Here is a 16,988-nt window from a genome sequence, read left to right on the forward strand (position 1 = left end):
GCGACCACGGGAGAGGGGGTGATCTCCATGTCGTTGTTCGATTACGGGAACCGGCCGCAGTCGCGCGCCGACCTCGATCGTCTCGTCATCCTGGAGCGGCTGAAACAGCGCCGCCGGGCTGAGCGGCACATGCGCGCGGTGCACAGCCAGCTGTGGGGCCTGCGCGCCAACCGATGAGGCGCATCAACGGCACGAGGCGCGTATCGAGACCCAGGTCTCGGTACGCGCCTCGTGTGCGTTCGGCTCAGCGGCCCTGCAACGCCTCGGCGTAGGCCAGGATCCGCTTCGCGTCACGGATGTGCAGCTCCTCGATCATCTTGCCGTTGAAGGTGGCGACGCCCTTCTTCTCGGCTGCGGCCTCGTCGAAGGCCGCGATCATGCCCCGGGCGCGCTCGATGTCGGCCTCGCTCGGGGCGAACGCCTCGTTGGCCGGATCGACCTGCGACGGGTGGATCAGCGTCTTGCCGTCGAAGCCCATCTCGCGACCCTGGCGGGCCTCGGCCGCGAAGCCCTCGGCGTCCTTGACGTCGTTGTAGACGCCGTCGATGACGACCTTGCCGGCGGCGCGCACGGCCAGCAGCGTCCACGAGAGCGCCGTCAGGACGAGCGGGTTGCGCCCGGGCACGTGCAAGCCGTACGTCTCGTTGACGATGTCGTTGGTGCCCATGACGATCACGGTCAGGCGTTCGTGGGCGGCCGCGATCTCCTCGGCGTGCAGCAGGGCCTTCGGGGTCTCGATCATGGCCCACAGCTGCGTGCTGTCGGGGGCGCCCGCGGCCTCGATCGCGGCGACCAGGTCCAGGACCTGCTGGGCCGACTCGACCTTGGGCACGAGGATGGCATCCGGACCGGCCTTGGCGGCGGCCGCGACGTCGTCGTCGTGCCACTGGGTGCCGATCGAGTTGACCCGGATGGCCAGCTCGCGGTGGCCGTACTCGCCCGAGGTGACGGCGGCGCACACGTTGGCGCGGCCGGTCTCCTTGGCGTCGGGCGACACCGAGTCCTCGAGGTCGAGGATCAGCGCGTCGGCGTCGATGCTCTTGGCCTTCTCGAGCGCGCGCTCGTTGGCGCCGGGCATGTAGAGGACGGAACGGCGGGGGCGGATCTCAGTCATCGTGGCTCCTCAGAGGTCGTAGGCCGCGGCCAGGTCGGGGTCGCGCTCGGCGAGGGACTTGGCCAGGTCGAGCATGACCAGGCACTGCTTGCAGGAGGCGTCGTCCTCCATCTTGCCGTCGATCATCACCGCGCCGGAGCCGTCGCCCATGGCCTCGACGACGCGCTTGGCGTGCGCGACGTCCTCGGGGCTGGGGGAGAAGACCTTCTTGGCGATGTCGATCTGGACCGGGTGCAGGCTCCAGGCGCCGACGCAGCCGAGCAGGAACGCGTTGCGGAACTGGTCCTCGCAGGCGACGACGTCCTTGATGTCACCGAACGGTCCGTAGAACGGCAGGATGTCGTTCATCGCACAGGCGTCGACCATGCGCGCGATCGTGTAGTGCCACAGGTCCTGCTGGTACGTCGCGCGACCGGTGGTGAGGTCCTCGCCCGTGGGGTCCTGGCGGACGATGTAGCCGGGGTGGCCACCGCCGACGCGCGTGGTCTTCATGCGGCGGCTGGCGGCGAGGTCGGCCGGGCCGAGGCTGATGCCCTGCATGCGCGGGCTGGCCGCGGCGATCTCCTCGACGTTCGCAACGCCCTCGGCGGTCTCGAGGATCGCGTGCACGAGGATCTGGCGGTCCAGGCCGGCGCGGGCCTCGAGCTGGGCCAGGAGGCGGTCGACGTAGTGGATGTCCTGGGCGCCCTCGACCTTGGGCACCATGATGACGTCGAGCTTGTCGCCGATCTCGGTGACGAGCGTGATGATGTCGTCGAGCACCCACGGCGAGTCGAGGCTGTTGACGCGGGTCCACAACTGGGTGTCGCCGAAGTCCGTGGCCTTGGCGATGTCGACCAGGCCCTGACGCGCGGCTTCCTTCTTCTCGGTCTTCACCGCGTCCTCGAGGTTGCCCAGGATGATGTCGACCTTCTTCGCGATGTCCGGCACCTTGGCCGCCATCTTCTCGTTGCTCGGGTCGAAGAAGTGGATCATGCGGCTCGGGCGGAACGGGACGTCGGAGCTGGGCTTCGGAGCGCCGACGGCGAGCGGACGCAGGAAGGCACGGGGATTGCGCACGGGAACTCACTTCCGTGGGAGTCAGGGTCGGGGCCAGTATGGCGCGCCGGGCGGGGGAGAGCGCGGCGGGTCCGGGGCGCGGGTCGAGCCGGCACGAGAGGATGCGTTCGGTATTGGGCCCACGAGCGAAGGAGTCCTTCAGAGGATCTCGTCGAGCCTCTCGAGCGGACGGGCCAGGCGGGTGCCCGTCGAGGTGACCACGAACGGTCGCTCCACGAGGACGGGGTGCTCGACCATGGCGGCCAGCAGCTCGTCGTCGCTGGCGTCGGCGAGCCCGAGCTCGGTGTACAGCTTCTCGCGCTTGCGCACCGCCTGGCGGGGCGTCAGGCCGGCGGCGACGAAGAGCTCACGCAGCTGGGCCTCGGTCCAGCCCTCGTCGACGTACTTCACGACCGTCGGCTCGATCCCGGCGTCACGCAGCCGGTCCAGCGCCTTGCGAGAGGTCGTGCAGCGGGGATGGTGATAGATCGTCGCGTCCACGCGCCCCACCGTACTCACCACGCGCGGCGCAGGACCTGCACCGGATCTCCCGGGCCGATTCCGCCACGCGGGACGATCACCACCACATCGGCGTCGGCCAACGCGGTCAGCAGATGAGGACGGCTCCGGCCGACGGGAACGACTCCCGCGGCCGTGTGGCGAGCCGGCACGAGGGTCGTGTCGGCCCGGCTCTCGAACGCTGCACCCGCCACGGCCCACGCCGGCTCGGCCGGAACGGCTCCGGTGAATCCCTCGACCAGGGCCGGGACGAAGGACAGGGCGGTCATCGTCGCTGCGAGCGGGTTGCCCGGGAGGGCCAACCACGGCCGACCGTCCGGCAGGACCGCCAGTGAGACCGGGTGGCCGGGCCGCATGTCGACGCCCCGGAACCGCACGTCCGCGTTCGACCGTGCCCAGGCGGCGTCGATCGGATCGGCGGCCGAGTGGCCGGTGCCCCCGGCGGTGATCACGAGGTCGGCGTCGCCGGACACGACCTTCGCGGCGAGGGCGCGGGGGTCGTCACGCACGTGGTCGAGCCGGGCGACCTTGCCGCCGAGAGCACCCAACAGCGGCGGCAGCGTCGGTGTCAGGGCGTCGCGGACGTGCCCGGCCTGGGGCACGCCGGAGGGGACGAGCTCGTCGCCCGTGACGACCAGGTGGACCAGGGGCGCGCGGCGTACGGCGATCGTGTCGTGCCCGGTCATCGCCAGCACGCCCACCCGGGCCGGCGTCAACACCTGGCCCGCCGACACGAGGACGTCGCCCTCCTGCGCCTCCTCGCCGGCGGGACGCACGTGGCGACCGGGCACAGGAGGGTCGCCGTGCAGGACGTCGCCGGACAACCGGCCCGCCTCGGAGGGCACGATGGCGTCGGTCCCGTCCGGCGGGACGGCGCCGGTGACGACGGCCCGCGCCCGGCCGGCGGAGAGTGGCCCGTCGTCGGGGTCGAGCTGCCAGGGCGCGGGTCCGCACACCGCCCAGCCGTCCATCGCCGACGTCGTGGCGTGCGGGATCGGTCCCAGTGCCCGCAGGTCCTCGGTCGCGACGGTGCCCACCGCGCCCGCGAGGGTGACGGAGATGATCTCGCCGCGAGGCAGTGCCGCCCGGGCCAGGTCGCGTGCCTCGGCCCACGACGGATCGGTCACCCGAAGTCCTCGGCCGCGCGTTCGGCACGCTCGACGAGCGAGTCCATGCCGGCCGCGTCGGCGTCGGCCAGGCCGGCCGCGTAGCCGACCAGGAAGGTCGTCAACGGTGCTGCCGGACGGACCACGGCGTGGGCCGCGGTGCCGGCGAGGTCGAGCAGGACGTCGGGGTCGGCGTCGGGATCGACGCCCAGTGCGGTGCACAGCTGACGCCACCAGCGTTGCAGGATCTCGTCATCGTTCGACATCGGCGTACTCCTCCAGGTCGTCGGGGGTGTCGAGGTCGGCCACGGCCTCGGCGGTGAGGGGGACCTCCAGCGGGTCGAGCGCTCCGATGACCGCCTTCAAGGCAGCGTCGGCGGTGGGGGTCGCGGCCAGCGCTCGGGCCAGGTCGCCGGCACGGGCCCGACTGCACGCCCATTGCCGGCGCCCCTCGGGGTCGACGGCGACGCGAGCGCCGGAGCCCTGCGACAGCGCGGTCACCACGAGGTCGGGTCGCAGCAGGTCTCCGGCCAGGATCAGCACCTCGTCGTCGTCCTGGGTACGCAGCGCGGCCAGTCCCGCGGCGACCGCGTGGAGGGGGCCGGCGAAGGGCGGCTCCTCGCGCACCCAGAGCACCTCGCGGTCCAGCTCGAGATCACGACGCGCGCCCACGATCGCCACGCTCCGGGCGTGGGGGAGGGTGGCGACCACGCCTTCGAGCAGGGTCCGGCCACCGACGCGCACCATGAGCTTGTCGCGTCCGCCGAGACGGCGGGCTCGTCCTCCGGCCAGGACGATCGCATGGAACGGCTCCATGGGGCTCATCGTGCCTCATGGCGGCCTGCACTTGCATGTGACCCAAGTCACGCGCTTCATGGAAACATGGCGAAGTTCGACGGCCCCGCGTCCACGGCCCTGCTCAAGACCGGGCGATTCTTCACCCGGTGGGACGAGTCGGAAGACGGCCGGGCCGTCTTCCGCGAGGGCGGCCGGCGCGGCGACGTGTTCTACCGCGACCGGTGGAGTCACGACAAGGTGGTCAGATCGACCCACGGGGTGAACTGCACCGGGTCCTGTTCCTGGAAGGTCTACGTCAAGGACGGGATCATCACGTGGGAGGCCCAGCAGACGGACTATCCGTCGGTGGGACCCGATCGCCCCGAGTACGAGCCGCGCGGCTGTCCTCGAGGCGCTGCCTTCTCCTGGTACACCTACTCGCCGACCCGCGTGCGCTATCCGTATGCCCGAGGGGTCCTGCTGGAGATGTACCGCGAGGCCAAGGAGCGGCTGGGCGACCCGGTCCTGGCCTGGGGGGACGTCATGGCCGACCCCGAGCGCCGCCGCCGCTACCAGCAGGCCCGCGGCAAGGGCGGCTTCGTCCGGACGAACTGGCTCGAGGCGGTCGAGATGACCGCGGCCGCGCAGGTGCACACCATCAAGGAGCACGGACCGGACCGCATCGCGACGTTCAGCCCGATCCCGGCCATGTCGATGGTGTCGCACGCGGTGGGGGCCAGGTTCACCCACCTGCTCGGTGGGGCGATGACGTCGTTCTACGACTGGTACGCCGACCTGCCGGTCGCGAGCCCCCAGGTGTTCGGCGACCAGACGGACGTGCCCGAGTCGGGCGACTGGTGGGACGCGAGCTACCTGATGATGTGGGGCTCGAACGTGCCCGTCACGCGCACGCCCGATGCCCACTGGATGGCCGAGGTCCGCTACCGAGGCACGAAGGTCGTCACGGTGAACCCCGACTACGCGGACAACACCAAGTTCGCCGACGAGTGGCTGCCCGCCCAGGCCGGGACCGACGGTGCGCTCGCGATGGCGATGACGCACGTCATCCTCAAGGAGTTCTTCGTCGAGCGCCGCGTGCCGATGTTCGTGGACTACACGCGCCAGTACACCGACCTGCCGTTCCTCGTGACCCTGACGGAGAACACCGAGCACGGCGGCCTCGTCCCCGGCAAGTTCCTCACGGCGGCCGATCTCGGCGACGTCGCACCCGAGGGCGCCTGGAAGACGGTGCTCCTCGACGCCGCGACGGGCGAGCCCGTCGTGCCGAACGGCTCGATGGGCTTCCGGTACGCCGAGTCGGGCGAGGGCCGCTGGAACCTCGACCTCGACGGGGTCGTGCCCGCGCTGACGCTGAGCGAGGCGAACGTGCCGGGCGAGACGGCCGAGGTGCTGCTGCCGTCGTTCGCGGGCCTCACCGGCGAGGGCGAGGTGCTGCGCCGCGGCGTGCCGGTCGCCCGGGTGGCCGGACGGCTGGTCACGACGGTGTTCGACCTCATGCTCGCTCAGCACGGCGTGGGGCGCCCGGGTCTGCCGGGACGGTGGCCGAGCGGGTACGACGACCCGTCGACGCCGTACACGCCGGCGTGGCAGGCCGAGATCACGAGCGTCCCCGCCGAGGCGTGCATCCGGGTGGCTCGCGAGTTCGCGACCAACGCCGAGGAGTCCGGCGGCCGTTCGATGATCATCCTCGGTGCGGGCGTGTGCCAGTGGTTCCACGGCGACGCGACGTACCGCGCGATCTTGTCGATGCTGATGCTGACCGGCTGCATGGGCCGCAACGGCGGCGGCTGGGCGCACTACGTCGGCCAGGAGAAGTGCCGGCCGATCACGGGCTGGATCTCGCTGGCGAACAACCTCGACTGGAGCCGGCCGCCGCGCACGATGACCGGCACCTCGTACTGGTACATGCACACCGACCAGTGGCGCTCGGACGGGTACCGGGCCGATGCGCTGGCGTCGCCGCTGGCCGAGGGGCACCTCGCGGGGATGCACACCGCCGACACGATCGCGCAGTCCGCCCGGATGGGCTGGATGCCGTTCTACCCGCAGTTCGACCGCAATCCGCTGGACCTGGCCGACGAGGCCCAGGCCGCCGTGGACGCGGGGACCGCCTCGGACGTCAACGACTACGTGGTGCATCGGCTGAAGGACGGGTCGCTGCACTTCGCGATCGAGGACGTCGACGCACCCGAGAACTGGCCCCGGACGCTGACCCTGTGGCGGTCGAACCTGCTCGGCTCGTCGGCCAAGGGCAACGAGTACTTCCTCAAGCACCTGCTGGGCACGCACTCGAACGCCACGGCGGTCGACGGGGATCCCTCAGTGCGACCGAAGGACGTGACGTGGCGCGAGGAGGCGCCCGAGGGCAAGCTCGACCTGCTCGTGTCCGCCGACTTCCGGATGACCTCGACGACCCTGCTGTCGGACATCGTCTTCCCGGCGGCGACCTGGTACGAGAAGTACGACCTGTCGGCGACGGACATGCACCCGTTCGTGCACGCGTTCACGCCCGCGATCGACCCGCCGTGGGAGACCCAGACCGACTTCGCGATGTTCCACCACGTCGCGCGCAAGATCGCCGAGCTGGCGAAGACGCACCTGGGGGTCCGCCGGGACATCGTGGCCGTGCCGATGCAGCACGACACGCCCGGCGAGACCTCGCAGCCCGGTGGAGTCGTGCGGGACTGGAAGCACGGCGACGTCGAGCCGATCCCCGGCAAGACGATGCCGGCCCTGCACGTCATCGAGCGCGACTACACGGCGATCGCCGAGAAGCTCGCCGCCATCGGCCCGCTGGCCGACCGCCTCGGGCTGGGCGTGAAGAACGTGACGTTCGAGCTGAAGGAGGCGCTGGACATCCTCGCGAGGTCCGGCGGCGTGTTCGACCGGGGCGCCGCGGCGGGGCGGCCGGCGATCGACACCGACGCGAAGATGGCCGAGGCGATCCTGACGCTCTCGGGCACCACGAACGGCGAGCTGGCGGCGCAGGGCTTCCGCACCTTGGAGAAGCGGGTCGGCAAGCCGCTGGCCGACCTCGCCGAGGGGGCTCGCGACCGGCGCATCACGTTCCGCGACACGCAGACGGCGCCCCAGCCGGTGATCACGTCGCCGGAGTGGTCGGGCTCGGAGACCGGCGGGCGACGGTACTCGCCGTTCACGATCAACGTCGAGCGGCTGAAGCCGTGGCACACCCTCACGGGGCGGATGCACTTCTTCCTGGACCACGACTGGATGCGCGACCTGGGCGAGTCGATGCCGGTGTACCGGCCACCGCTGGACATGAGCCGGCTGTTCGGCGGCCCTCGGCTCGGTCCGAACGGCGACCGCGAGATCACGGTGCGCTACCTGACGCCCCACAACAAGTGGTCGATCCACTCCGAGTACCAGGACAACCTGCTCATGCTGTCGCTCTCGCGCGGTGGCCCCACGGCCTGGCTGAGCCGCGAGGACGCCGAGGCGATCGGCGTGAAGGACAACGAGTGGATCGAGTGCGTGAACCCCAACGGCGTCTTCGTGTGCCGCGCGATCGTCAGCCACCGCATCCCCGAGGGCGTCACCTTCGTCCACCACGCCCAGGAGCGCACGATCGACGTGCCCAAGTCCGAGGCGACCGGGCGGCGCGGCGGCATCCACAACAGCGTCACGCGCGTGCTGGTCAAGCCCAGTCACCTCATCGGCGGCTACGCCCAGTTGTCCTACGCCTTCAACTACCTCGGCCCGACGGGCAATCAGCGGGACAACATCGCGACGATCCGTCGCCGGTCGCAGGAGGTGACCTACTGATGCGAGTCATGGCCCAGATGGGCATGGTGATGAACCTCGACAAGTGCATCGGCTGCCACACGTGCTCCGTCACGTGCAAGCAGGCCTGGACCAACCGTGCCGGGACCGAGTACGTGTGGTTCAACAACGTGGAGACGCGACCCGGTCAGGGGTACCCCCGGCGGTACGAGGACCAGGAGAAGTGGCGCGGCGGCTGGGAGCTGCGGCGAGGTCGCCTGCAGCTGAGGACCGGCAGCCGGCTGCGCCGGCTGTTCGGGATCTTCGCCAGTCCGGTCATGCCCGAGCTCAGCGACTACTACGAGCCGTGGACGTACGACTACTCGATGCTCATCGACGCGCCGCTGGGCGACGACTTCCCGGTCGCTCGGCCGAAGTCGCTCATCACCGGCGAGAACACGGCGATCACGTGGTCGGCCAACTGGGACGACAACCTCGGCGGCGCGAGCGAGATGGGCGACCTGGACCCCATCGTCGAGAAGGTCCGGCGCGAGAGCGAGGACAAGATCAAGTTCGAGTTCGAGCAGACCTTCATGTTCTACCTGCCGCGGATCTGCGAGCACTGCCTGAACCCCTCGTGCATGGCCTCGTGCCCCTCGGGCGCGATCTACAAGCGCGAGGAGGACGGCATCGTCCTGGTCGACCAGGACCAGTGCCGCGGCTGGCGCATGTGCATCACGGGCTGTCCCTACAAGAAGATCTACTTCAACCACAAGTCGGGCAAGGCCGAGAAGTGCACCTTCTGCTACCCGCGCATCGAGGTGGGGATCCCGACGGTCTGCGCCGAGACCTGCGTGGGCCGGCTGCGCTACATCGGGCTGTACCTGTACGACGCGGACGCGGTCACCGCAGCGGCCTCGACCCCCGACCCGAAGGACCTCTACGAGGCCCAGCTGGACCTCATGCTCGACCCCCACGACCCGGAGGTGATCCGCGCCGCCCGCGAGCAGGGCATCGCCGAGGACTGGCTCGAGGGGGCCCAGAGGTCGCCGGTGTACGCGCTGGCGAAGAAGTACCGGGTGGCCCTGCCGCTGCATCCGGAGTACCGCACGATGCCGATGGTCTGGTACGTCCCGCCGCTCTCGCCGATCGTCGACCTGTTGCGCGAGCAGGGCCACGACAGCGAGGAGGCAGGCACGCTGTTCGGCGCGATCGACGCCCTGCGCATCCCGATCGAGTACCTCGCCGAGCTGTTCACCGCGGGCGACACGCAGGTCGTCTCGAACGTGCTGGCCACGCTCGGCGCCATGCGGGCGTACATGCGCGACATCAACCTCGGGCGCGAGAGCGACGCCTCGATCCCCGAGGCCGTCGGCATGACGGAGGAGTCGATGTACGAGATGTACCGGCTGATGGCGATCGCGAAGTACGACGAGCGCTACGTCATCCCGACGGCGCACGCCGAGAAGGCGCACGACCTCGAGGAGCTGGGCTGCTCGCTGGACTTCGACGACGGGCCCGGCATGGGTGGCTCGGGCCCGTTCGGCGAGGCCAGTGGCACGCCGACGCCGGTGGCCGTCGAGACCTTCCATGCGCTGAAGGACCGCCAGGAGTCCGACTCGGTGGCGGGCGGTCAGAACATGCGCGACCGGGTCAACCTGCTGAACTGGGACGGCAACGGCCGACCGGCGGGCCTGTTCCCGGAAGGGGAGCGGGACCGGTGAGCGCTCAGGTCGTGCACCAGGTCGCGTCGTGGGTCCTGTCGTACCCGCACGACGAGGTCCTCGCGGCCCTGCCCGAGCTGACCTCGGCGCTGGGGGAGCAGCGTCCCGACCCGGCGGTGCGCGAGCTGCAGGCGGTCCTGGCCTGGTTGGCCGAGACGCCGCCCGAGCAGCTGCGCAACGACTACGTCGAGACGTTCGACCTGAGCCGGAGCCACGCGCTGCACCTGTCGTACTGGACCGAGGGCGACACGCGTCGCCGCGGTGAGGTGTTGGCCGCCTTCAAGCAGGTGTACCGCGACAGCGGGATGGTGGTGCGACTCGACGGCGAGCTGCCCGACCACCTGCCCGTCGTGCTGGAGTTCGCGGCGCTCGTCGACCCGCAGGCGGGATCGGCCCTGCTGCAGCGGTACCGGGCCAGCCTGGAGATGCTGCGCTTCGAGCTGGAGGACCACGGGTCGCACTGGGCCGGGGCGGTGCGCGCCGTGTGCGCCACGCTGCCCGGCGCGTCGCCGAGGAACCGGACCGAGGCCATGGCCCTGGCCGGGCCCGTGCAACCGGTCGAGACCGTCGGTCTCGAGCCGTACGATCCGCGGCTCCTGCCGCTGGCAGAAGGAGCACGCTGATGGACGTCGTGTTGTGGGGGATCCTGCCCTACGTGATGTTGGCGGTCCTGATCGGCGGCACGATCTGGCGCTACCGCTACGACAAGTTCGGGTGGACGACGCGGTCGTCCCAGCTGTACGAGTCCCGGCTGCTGCGGATCGGCTCGCCGCTGTTCCACTTCGGGATCCTCGTGGTCCTCGTCGGACACTTCGTCGGCCTGGTGATCCCCGAGAGCTGGACCGAGGGCGTCGGGGTCACCGAGGAGGTCTACCACGCCAACTCGTTGGTCCTCGGCCTGATCGCGGGCATCGCGACGCTCGTCGGGTTGGTCCTGCTGATCTGGCGTCGCCGCACCAGCGGTCCGGTCTTCATGGCGACGACGGTCAACGACAAGGTCATGTACGTCGTGTTGGTCGCGGCGATCGTCCTCGGCCTGTGGACCACGCTGGCCTCGGCCGGCGCCGGCGACGTCGAGGCCTACAACTACCGCCAGACGGTCTCGCCGTGGTTCCGCTCGATCTTCGTGTTCCAGCCGGACGTCGATGCGATGGCCGCGGCGCCCTGGGACTTCCACGTGCACGTGCTGGTCGGGATGCTGCTGTTCACGATCTGGCCGTTCACTCGCTTGGTCCACGCCTTCACGGCGCCCGTGCACTACCTGTTCCGGCCGTACCTCGTCTACCGCAGTCGCGACGCGCGCCCCACCGTCGGCACGCGCGCCGTCCGTCGCGGCTGGGACCCGATCGGGACACCGGACGACGTCCAACCCAGGAGGCCACGATGACCAGCACCGAGCCGGACCTGAGGACCGGCCAGACGCGCAATCTCGCCCTGGCCACCCTCGCCTTCGCAGTGAGCTTCTGGGCGTGGAACGTGATCGGCCCGCTGGGCGTGCGATATGCCGAACAGCTCGACCTGTCGCCGAGCCAGAAGTCCCTGCTCGTGGCCATGCCCGTGCTGGTCGGTTCGCTGGGCCGGATCCTGTCCGGCACGCTGACCGACCGGCTCGGCGGTCGCGTGATGTTCACGGTGCTGCTGCTGATCTCGGCGCCGTTCGTGCTCCTCGTCGCGTTCGCCGGTGATCAGGGCTCGTACGCGATGCTCCTCGTGTTCGGGTTCTTCCTCGGGATCGCAGGCACGACGTTCGCGGTCGGGATCCCGTTCGTGAACGCCTGGTTCGACAAGCCGCGCCGCGGTTTCGCCACCGGCCTGTTCGGCGCCGGCATGGGCGGCACCGCGCTGTCGTCGTTCTTCACTCCGAGGATGGTCGAGTGGTTCGGGTACGGGCTCACCCACGTCCTGATCGCGGCGGCACTCGTCGCGGTGGCGGTGCTGTCGTGGCTCGGCATGCGCGACTCACCCGCGTGGCAGCCCAATCGGGACCCCGTCGTCCCCAAGCTGGCCGGCGCGCTGCGGCTGCCGATCACGTGGCAGCTGTCGTTCCTCTACGCGGTCACCTTCGGCGGGTTCGTGGCCTTCTCGACCTACCTGCCCACCTACCTCAAGGACGTCTACGACTTCGACCTGGCGGCCGCCGGCACCCGCACCGCCGGCTTCGCGGTGGCGGCCGTGGCGGCGCGGCCCCTGGGCGGTGTCCTCTCGGACAAGCTCGGCCCGAAGCTCGTCACGATCGTCTCGCTGCTCGGCACCGCCGTGATGGCCGGCGTGGTCGCGTTGCAGCCCCAGCCCGAGATCCCGGCCGGTGCGGCGTTCATCCTGCTCGCGGTCTTCCTGGGCCTGGGCACCGGCTCGGTGTTCGCGTGGGTGGCGCAGCTGGCGCCGGCCGAGCGGGTCGGCAGCGTCACCGGTGTGGTCGGCGCCGCCGGCGGGTTGGGCGGCTACTTCCCGCCGCTGGTCATGGGCGCGACCTACAACGCGCAGGACCACAGCTACACGACCGGTCTCGTGCTCCTGATGGTCGTCGCGCTCCTCGCCTGCGCGTTCACGCAGTGGTTGATCCGCCCGGCGCGGAGGGCTCGGACCTGAGGCCCGACCGGCTCAGCCGATGCCCAGCAGGCCCGCCATCAGCGTCACGCCGGTGACGATGATGATGATGCCCAGGACGTCGAACACGATGCCCGAGCGCAGCATCCGGGTGATGGGGACCATGCCGGTGCCGTAGACGATCGCGTTCGGGGGCGTCGACACCGGCAGCATGAAGCCGAACGACGCGCCGAAGATGGCCGCCAGGACGGGCACGGCCGGGTTGACGTCGGCCGCCAGGGCCAGCTGCGCGGCGATCGGCGCGACCACCACGACGCTGGCGGTGTTGCTCGTGGTCTCACTGATGATGACCGCGATGACGGTGGCCAGGATCGTGATGCCGACCAGGCTCGTCGTGCCCAGCAGGTCCGACAGGGAGGTGCCCATCGTCTCGGCCAGCCCGGTCGTCGAGAGCAGTCCGCCCAGCACGATGCCGCTGCCGAACAAGATGATCGTGCCCCAGTCGATCTTGACCGCGTCGTTCCAGTTCAGGGTGAACTGGCGCCGGCCCCAGTCCACCGGCAGCAGGAACAGCAGGGAGGCGGCGAAGATCGCGACGGCGCCCTCGTTGAGGTGCTCCAGGAGCCAGTCGTACGTGGCGGACTCGCCGCCGGTGGCCAGGCCGACCACGCCGGGCAGCACCCACAGCGTGACCGCGACGCCGAACGCGATGAGGGTGTTGCGGCCGCCGACGCCCATCGCGCCGAGCTTCGAGCGCTCCTCGCGGATGTAGTCCTCGACGCCCTCCACGTGCTTGGCCTCGGGCTTGTTCAGCCGGATCAGCACGACACACAGCACGAGGAACATCACCAACACGAGCGGCGCCGCCAGCACCATCCACTGGAAGAACGGGATCGTGATGTCGAGCTCCTCCTCGAGGTACGCGCGGCCGATCAGGTTCGGGGGACTGCCCACGGGAGTCAGCAGGCCGCCGACGCTCGCGCTGTACGCGACCATCAGCATCAGGGCTGTCGAGAACTGGAGGCGCTCGGGGTTGAGCTCGGCCTGCGCGTCGGCCCGGCGCATCGCCGAGACCATGAACCCGACGATGCCGGCGCCGATGGGCATCATCATGGCCGCCGTCGCGGTGTTGGAGACGAAGCCGCTCAGGATGGCGGTGATGGCGCCGAAGGCGACGATGATGCGTGTCGTCGAGGCGGCCACGCCGGGCAGGCTGAGGACGCCGAACGCGAAGCGCCGGTCGAGCCCGTGCTTGCTCATCGACTCGGCCAGGATGAAGCCGCCGATGAACACGAAGATCGTGCTGTTGCCGAACGACCCGAAGACGTCGTCGGCGGCCGCGATGCCCAAGGCGATCACCAGCGCCATGGCCAGCATCGCCGTCACCGGGATCGGGATCGCCTCGCAGACCCAGTAGACGGCGACCCAGGCCAGGACGCCGGCCAGTCGTTGCGCCGACTCGTCGAGGCCTGCGCAGGCGAAGTACATCGCGATGCCGATGACCGGGCCGGCGAACAGCCCGGTGGTGCGGCGGATCCGCTCGAACCGCTGCTCGGCCGGACTGAGCGTCGACTGGACCTCGTCGAAGGTGCGGTAGGTGGTCGGTTTCTTCTCGGTGTCGGTCACTACGCCCCCCTGCAAGATGATCTGGATCACATCACCGTAAGAGAGGCGGACGCGTCACGCGAATGGAAGCTCGCCCTGGTCGTCCTCGTCGTCGGCGCTGCTCGTGAGGTGCCGATGGGCCTCGAGGATCTCGATCTCGGGCCGCTCGGCCATCCAGCGCTCGACCGCGTCGAGCACCTCGACGACGTGCGCGCGGTCGATCGACACCAGCGAGCCGCCGATGCCGGCGCGGCGGTACAGGTCGACCGAGTCGGTTTCGGCCGCCGACAGGGAGAACCTGCGGCGCAACTCGTTCACGACCGGCCGGATGATGGAGCGCTTCTCCTTGAGGGAGTGCACGTCACCGAGTCTGAGGTCGAACTCGATCCATCCCACCCACATGGGGTCAGTCTGGCAGCACGTCGTCGACGAGCCGGTGCAGCATCGCGCGCAGGTCCTCGAGGGGCTCGGTCGTGCGCAGGGCGCGGGCCGTCATCACCGCGCCCTCGATCGCGCTGACGTGGAACCGGCCCAGGGTCGCCGCGGCCTCCGGGTCGGCGCCCGCCTGCTCCAGCCGCGAGGCGAAGCGTGCGGACCAGTCGGCGAACACCTCTGCGGCCGCGGCCACGACGCCGGGGGAGTCGGACCCCGCGAGGGCTGCCGCCGCCACCGGGCAGCCGAGCGCGAAGTCGTGCCGGCGCAGCTGGTCGGTCCACCAGTCGATCCGGTGGTCGACCTGCGCGTGCGGGTCGTCGGGCGTGCCCCGGGTGACGTAGGCGCCCGCGCGCCGGGTGGCCTCGGCCACGAGCTCGGCCTTGCCGCCGGGGAAGTGCTGGTAGATCGACTGGCGCGCCGCGCCGCTGGTGGCCAGCACCTCGGCGATGCCGGTCCGGTGGACTCCGCTGCGTCGCAGCGACGTGATCGTGGCGTCGAGCAGGCGCTCACGCGGGCCTCGCGACGTTCCCATGTCGACGAGCATAGACCGATCGGTCTATGGTGGCGAGCATGACGAACCTCCCGCTCTCGGACGAGCACCTCGCCGCGGTCTCCCAGATGACCGGTCTGGAGTTCCTGCGCTTCGCCTTCTCGTTGCCCCGCGAGCAGCGCCCGCCCGTGATCGGCGACCTCTTCGGCTTCGAGGTCCAGTCGCTGGAGGAGGGCGAGGTCTCGTTCTCGATGGTCTCGATGCCCTCCGGCGCCAATCCGCTGGGCACCCTGCACGGCGGCGTGTGCGCCACCTTGCTCGACTCGGTCATGGGCTGCGCCGTGCACACGCGCCTGGGTCCCGGGGTCGGGTACGGAACGCTCGAGCTGAAGGTGAACTACATCCGCACGGTGCCCGTGGACGGTCGCACCCTGATCGGTACGGGGTCGGTGATCCACCTCGGGCGCAGCACCGCCACGGCGGAGGGGCGCGTCGTGGACGCCGACGGCAAGCTCGTCGCGCACGGGACGACCACCTGCATGATCTACTCCTGAACCGCCCCGCTCTGCGGGATAGGCTGGAGTCTGGTGTGCCGGGAAGTCTGGTCGGCGTCCTTGCTGCCGACCCCTGAAGGAACCCCATGAGCTCACCTGGCCTGTTCTCCCGTGGCAGTTGGCCCGAGACCGCCCGCATCGCCGACGTCCTGCGTCGCGAGACCGTCGGCGGATCGATCCTGCTGGTCGCCGCCGTGGCTGCCCTGGTCCTGGCGAACTCGCCGTGGTCCGACGCGTACTTCGACCTGGCCGCGCTGCGGATCGGGCCCGAGTCGCTGCACCTGGACCTGACGGTCGCGCAGTGGGCCGCCGACGGGTTGCTGGCGATCTTCTTCTTCGTGGTGGGACTCGAGCTCAAGCGCGAGTTCGTCGCCGGCGACCTGCGCGATCCGCGCCGGGCGATGCTGCCCGTCGTCGCCGCCATGGGCGGCATGATCGCCCCGGCGCTCATCTTCGTGGCCTTCAACGCGAGCAACGGGACCACGCACGGCTGGGCCATCCCGACCGCGACCGACATCGCCTTCGCCGTCGCCGTGCTGGCTGTGCTGAGCACGCACCTGCCTGCAGCGTTGCGGACCTTCCTGCTCACTCTCGCTGTCGTCGACGACTTGCTGGCCATCACGGTGATCGCGGTCTTCTACACCGAGTCCGTCGACCTGTTGATGCTGCTGGGCGCGGTGCTGCCGCTGGCGGCCTTCGCGTTCGTCGTGCGCCGTGCGCCGCACTGGTGGTGGCTGCTGATCGCGCTGGCCGTCGTCACGTGGGTGCTCATGCACGAGTCGGGCGTCCACGCCACGGTCGCCGGCGTGCTGCTGGGATTCATGGTCCCGGCGCGCGGGGACCACAGCATCGCCGAGCGGATGGAGCACCTGGTCCGACCGGTCTCGACCGGGTTCGCCGTGCCGGTCTTCGCGTTCTTCGCGGCCGGTGTCGCGGTCTCGGGCGAGGTGCTGTCCGGAGCCGCGGGCTCCGTCGTGACGTGGGGCATCGTCGCGGGTCTCGTGCTGGGCAAGCCGCTGGGCATCGTCGGCAGCTCGATGCTGCTGTCGGCCACGACCCGCGCCCAGCTCGATCCCAGCATCCGCTGGATCGACGTCGTGGGGGTCGCGATGCTGGCCGGCATCGGCTTCACGGTGTCGCTGCTGATCGGGGATCTCGCGTTCGTCCGTGAGGACCTGGAGGAGTACGTCAAGATCGGCGTGCTCGGCGGCTCCCTGCTGGCGGCCGTGCTCGCCGCCGTCGTGCTGCGGTCGCGCAACCGGCACTACCGCCGCATCGAGGAGCAGGAGTCCGCGGACGACGACGGGGACGGTGTCCCCGACGCGTTCCAGCGGTGAG

At 70.4% G+C, this 16,988-nt stretch carries 17 protein-coding genes; 8 read left to right on the top strand and 9 right to left on the bottom strand.

The window, feature by feature from the left end; all coding sequences use genetic code 11:
- Positions 1-27 precede the first annotated feature (27 nt).
- Positions 28-177: a hypothetical protein gene (locus tag H9L21_RS04155; RefSeq protein ID WP_154595564.1), complete on the top strand. Its 150-nt coding sequence runs from the start codon at positions 28-30 to the stop codon at positions 175-177.
- A gap of 67 nt (positions 178-244) precedes the next feature.
- Here H9L21_RS04155 and H9L21_RS04160 read toward each other — a convergent pair whose 3' ends face one another.
- The 6 genes from H9L21_RS04160 to mobA form a co-directional block, all read right to left on the bottom strand.
- Positions 245-1,114: an HpcH/HpaI aldolase/citrate lyase family protein gene (locus tag H9L21_RS04160; RefSeq protein WP_154595563.1), complete on the bottom strand. Its 870-nt coding sequence runs from the start codon at positions 1,112-1,114 to the stop codon at positions 245-247.
- Positions 1,115-1,123: 9 nt separating this feature from the next.
- Entirely contained in the window at positions 1,124-2,173 is a 1,050-nt protein-coding gene (locus tag H9L21_RS04165) for an HpcH/HpaI aldolase/citrate lyase family protein (protein WP_187411788.1), read from the bottom strand.
- A gap of 138 nt (positions 2,174-2,311) precedes the next feature.
- The gene (gene arsC, locus H9L21_RS04170; RefSeq protein ID WP_187411789.1) at positions 2,312-2,653 is read right to left on the bottom strand and encodes an arsenate reductase (glutaredoxin); all 342 of its coding nucleotides are present in this window, start codon (positions 2,651-2,653) and stop codon (positions 2,312-2,314) included.
- A 14-nt stretch (positions 2,654-2,667) separates the two neighbouring features.
- Positions 2,668-3,798: a molybdopterin molybdotransferase MoeA gene (locus H9L21_RS04175; RefSeq protein ID WP_154595562.1), complete on the bottom strand. Its 1,131-nt coding sequence runs from the start codon at positions 3,796-3,798 to the stop codon at positions 2,668-2,670.
- Positions 3,795-4,043, bottom strand: a complete 249-nt coding sequence (locus tag H9L21_RS04180; RefSeq protein WP_154595561.1) for a DUF6457 domain-containing protein — start codon at positions 4,041-4,043, stop codon at positions 3,795-3,797. Before H9L21_RS04180 ends, H9L21_RS04175 begins: the two co-directional genes overlap by 4 nt.
- Positions 4,030-4,593, bottom strand: coding sequence for a molybdenum cofactor guanylyltransferase (gene mobA, locus H9L21_RS04185; RefSeq protein WP_187411790.1), 564 nt, complete (start codon positions 4,591-4,593; stop codon positions 4,030-4,032). Before mobA ends, H9L21_RS04180 begins: the two co-directional genes overlap by 14 nt.
- Before the next feature lie 66 nt (positions 4,594-4,659).
- Between mobA and H9L21_RS04190 the strand changes: the two genes are divergently transcribed.
- Genes H9L21_RS04190 through H9L21_RS04210 form a run of 5 tightly spaced genes read left to right on the top strand, consistent with a single transcriptional unit; the run spans position 4,660 to position 12,608 of the window.
- Positions 4,660-8,358 (top strand): nitrate reductase subunit alpha, encoded by a 3,699-nt coding sequence (locus H9L21_RS04190; protein WP_154595559.1) that lies wholly within the window; start codon positions 4,660-4,662, stop codon positions 8,356-8,358.
- On the top strand, positions 8,358-10,019 hold the full coding sequence (gene narH / locus H9L21_RS04195) for a nitrate reductase subunit beta (RefSeq protein ID WP_154595558.1): 1,662 nt from the start codon (positions 8,358-8,360) through the stop codon (positions 10,017-10,019). Before H9L21_RS04190 ends, narH begins: the two co-directional genes overlap by 1 nt.
- The gene (gene narJ / locus H9L21_RS04200; protein WP_187411791.1) at positions 10,016-10,642 is read left to right on the top strand and encodes a nitrate reductase molybdenum cofactor assembly chaperone; all 627 of its coding nucleotides are present in this window, start codon (positions 10,016-10,018) and stop codon (positions 10,640-10,642) included. Before narH ends, narJ begins: the two co-directional genes overlap by 4 nt.
- A complete protein-coding gene (gene narI, locus H9L21_RS04205; RefSeq protein WP_154595557.1) occupies positions 10,642-11,406 on the top strand; it encodes a respiratory nitrate reductase subunit gamma in 765 nt (254 codons plus the stop codon). Before narJ ends, narI begins: the two co-directional genes overlap by 1 nt.
- Positions 11,403-12,608, top strand: coding sequence for an MFS transporter (locus H9L21_RS04210; RefSeq protein ID WP_154595556.1), 1,206 nt, complete (start codon positions 11,403-11,405; stop codon positions 12,606-12,608). Before narI ends, H9L21_RS04210 begins: the two co-directional genes overlap by 4 nt.
- A 12-nt stretch (positions 12,609-12,620) precedes the next feature.
- Here H9L21_RS04210 and H9L21_RS04215 read toward each other — a convergent pair whose 3' ends face one another.
- Genes H9L21_RS04215 through H9L21_RS04225 form a run of 3 tightly spaced genes read right to left on the bottom strand, consistent with a single transcriptional unit; the run spans position 12,621 to position 15,138 of the window.
- Entirely contained in the window at positions 12,621-14,192 is a 1,572-nt protein-coding gene (locus H9L21_RS04215; protein WP_187411792.1) for an SLC13 family permease, read from the bottom strand.
- A gap of 54 nt (positions 14,193-14,246) precedes the next feature.
- The gene (locus H9L21_RS04220; protein WP_154595555.1) at positions 14,247-14,573 is read right to left on the bottom strand and encodes a DUF503 domain-containing protein; all 327 of its coding nucleotides are present in this window, start codon (positions 14,571-14,573) and stop codon (positions 14,247-14,249) included.
- A 4-nt stretch (positions 14,574-14,577) separates the two neighbouring features.
- Positions 14,578-15,138, bottom strand: a complete 561-nt coding sequence (locus H9L21_RS04225; RefSeq protein WP_187411793.1) for a TetR/AcrR family transcriptional regulator — start codon at positions 15,136-15,138, stop codon at positions 14,578-14,580.
- 38 nt (positions 15,139-15,176) lie between these two features.
- On the opposite strand from H9L21_RS04225, the gene H9L21_RS04230 reads away from it, so the two are divergent.
- Both H9L21_RS04230 and nhaA read left to right on the top strand, forming a co-directional pair.
- Complete coding sequence (locus tag H9L21_RS04230; protein ID WP_154595553.1) at positions 15,177-15,650, top strand: PaaI family thioesterase; 474 nt, start codon at positions 15,177-15,179, stop codon at positions 15,648-15,650.
- Positions 15,651-15,736: 86 nt separating this feature from the next.
- The gene (gene nhaA, locus H9L21_RS04235; protein WP_154595552.1) at positions 15,737-16,987 is read left to right on the top strand and encodes a Na+/H+ antiporter NhaA; all 1,251 of its coding nucleotides are present in this window, start codon (positions 15,737-15,739) and stop codon (positions 16,985-16,987) included.
- Position 16,988 lies beyond the last annotated feature (1 nt).

This window comes from Aeromicrobium senzhongii (assembly GCF_014334735.1).
Classification (GTDB): domain Bacteria; phylum Actinomycetota; class Actinomycetes; order Propionibacteriales; family Nocardioidaceae; genus Aeromicrobium; species Aeromicrobium senzhongii.